The sequence below is a fragment of the uncultured Mycobacterium sp. genome (genome assembly GCF_964249325.1).
GTDB lineage: Bacteria > Actinomycetota > Actinomycetes > Mycobacteriales > Mycobacteriaceae > Mycobacterium.
This window is the reverse complement of sequence record NZ_CAXUCH010000385.1, coordinates 1-2532: the sequence shown is the minus strand read 5'-3', so window position 1 is coordinate 2532 and position 2532 is coordinate 1. Positions and strand designations below refer to the sequence as shown.

General features: G+C 65.6%; 2 protein-coding genes. Both read left to right on the top strand.

The window, feature by feature from the left end; all coding sequences use genetic code 11:
- Positions 1 to 996 (top strand): NADH-quinone oxidoreductase subunit F (locus tag ACFE99_RS24850; RefSeq protein WP_375489501.1); only part of this gene is annotated, 996 nt, incomplete at its 5' end.
- Between the two features lie 84 nt (positions 997 to 1080).
- A partial coding sequence (locus ACFE99_RS24845) for an NADH-quinone oxidoreductase subunit G (protein WP_375489499.1) occupies positions 1081 to 2532 on the top strand: 1452 nt, incomplete at its 3' end.

Here is a 2532-nt window from a genome sequence, read left to right as displayed (position 1 = left end):
TTGATCGAGGGCAGCATCATTGCGGCGTACGCGATTCGGGCCAGTCACGCCTTCATCTACGTGCGCGGCGAAGTGGTTCCGGTGATCCGGCGGCTGCACAACGCGGTGGCCGAGGCCTATGCTGCCGGGTTTTTGGGCCGCGACATCGCGGGTTCCGGCTACGACCTGGAGATGGTGGTGCACGCCGGCGCGGGCGCCTACATCTGCGGTGAGGAGACCGCGCTTTTGGACTCGCTCGAGGGCCGGCGCGGTCAGCCTCGACTGCGCCCTCCCTTTCCCGCGGTGTCCGGGCTCTACGCGTGCCCGACGGTGATCAACAACGTCGAAACCATCGCCAGCGTCCCGCCGATCATCCTCCACGGTGTCGACTGGTTCCGGTCGATGGGCACCGAGAAATCGCCCGGCTTCACGCTGTACTCGCTGTCGGGGCATGTGAGTCGGCCCGGCCAGTACGAGGCGCCGCTGGGCATCACGCTGCGTGAGCTTCTCGGCTACGCCGGCGGAGTGCGGGCCGGGCACCGCCTGAAGTTCTGGACACCGGGCGGATCGTCGACGCCGCTGCTCACCGACGAACATCTCGACATACCACTGGATTACGAAGGCGTCGGGGAGGCCGGCTCCATGCTGGGCACCAAGGCGCTGGAGATCTTCGACGAAACCACCTGCGTGGTGCGCGCGGTGCGCCGCTGGACGCAGTTCTACCAACACGAATCCTGCGGCAAGTGCACACCGTGCCGGGAAGGCACGTACTGGCTGGAGCAGATCTACGAGCGGCTGGAAACGGGCGAAGGCACCCACGAGGACCTAGACAAGTTGTCGGACATCTCCGACACCATCTTGGGAAAATCGTTCTGCGCGTTAGGCGATGGCGCAGCCAGTCCGGTGATGTCCTCGCTGAAGTACTTTCGCGACGAGTACGTCGCCCACATCGAGGGCGGCGGCTGCCCCTTCGACCCTGCAGAGTCGATGCTCACGGCGAACGGAGAGAATGCGTGACGCCCTCATGACGCGCGACGGCGACGATATGACACTGAGCGATGAGGCGGGGGCACCTCCCGCTTGCGGGGGAGAGCGGCGCTCATGACTCAGGCGGCCAAGACCCAAACCGGCGATGAGGTGACTCCGCCGGAGATGGTGACGTTGACCATCGACGGCAACGAAATCAGCGTCCCCAAGGGGACATTGGTGATCCGCGCTGCGGAGCTGATGGGCATCCAGATCCCCCGGTTCTGCGACCACCCGCTGCTGGATCCGGTGGGTGCCTGCCGGCAATGCCTGGTGGAGATCAAGGGGCAGCGCAAGCCGATGGCGTCGTGCACCACCGTCGCCACCGACGACATGGTGGTGCGCACCCAGCTGACTTCCGAAGCGGCCGATAAAGCCCAACACGGCGTGATGGAACTGCTGCTGATCAACCATCCGCTGGACTGCCCGATGTGCGACAAGGGCGGCGAGTGCCCGCTGCAGAACCAGGCGATGTCCAACGGGCGCCCGGATTCTCGCTTCACCGACGTCAAGCGCACGTTCGCCAAGCCGATCAACATCTCCTCCCAAGTGCTGCTGGACCGCGAGCGGTGCATCTTGTGCGCCCGCTGCACGCGGTTTTCCGACCAGATCGCCGGCGACAACTTCATCGAGATGTTGGAGCGCGGTGCGCTGCAGCAGGTCGGCATTTACGCCAACGAGCCGTTCGACTCGTACTTTTCAGGCAACACGGTGCAGATCTGCCCGGTGGGTGCGCTGACCGGGACGGCTTACCGGTTCCGGGCCCGCCCGTTCGATCTGGTTTCCACCCCGAGTGTGTGTGAGCACTGCGCATCAGGGTGCGCCCAACGCAGCGATCATCGCCGCGGCAAGGTGCTGCGCCGCCTGGCCGGCGACGACCCGGAAGTCAACGAGGAGTGGAACTGCGACAAGGGACGGTGGGCGTTCACCTACGCCACCCAGCTGGACCGGATCACCACTCCCCTGATCCGAGAAGAGGGTGAGCTGGTGCCCGCGTCGTGGTCGCAGGCACTGGAGGCGGCGGCGCGGGGACTAGGCGCGGCCCGGGGACGCGCCGGAGTCCTGGTCGGTGGCCGATTGACGTGGGAGGACGCCTACGCGTACTCCAAGTTTGCGCGAATTGCATTGGGCACCAACGATATCGACTTCCGCGCCAGGCCGCATTCGAGCGAGGAGGCGCAGTTCTTAGCGGCCCGGGTCGCCGGGAAGCCTATTACGGTTAGCTACTCGGATTTGGAATCGGCGCCGGTGGTACTGCTGGTCGGCTTAGAACCGGAGGACGAGTCGCCGATCGTGTTTTTGCGGTTGCGCAAGGCTGCCCGCAAAAACCGGGTGCCGATATACGCCGTAGCGCCATTCCTGAGCCGCGGGCTGCAGAAGATGTCCGGCCGGTTACTCAAAACCGTTCCTGGCACCGAGGCCTCGATGCTGGGGGGGCTGAGCGACGGTGAAGTCGGCGAGCTGTTGCGCAAACCCGGCGCGGTCATCATGGTCGGGGAGCGTCTCGCCACCGCTCCGGGCGCGTTG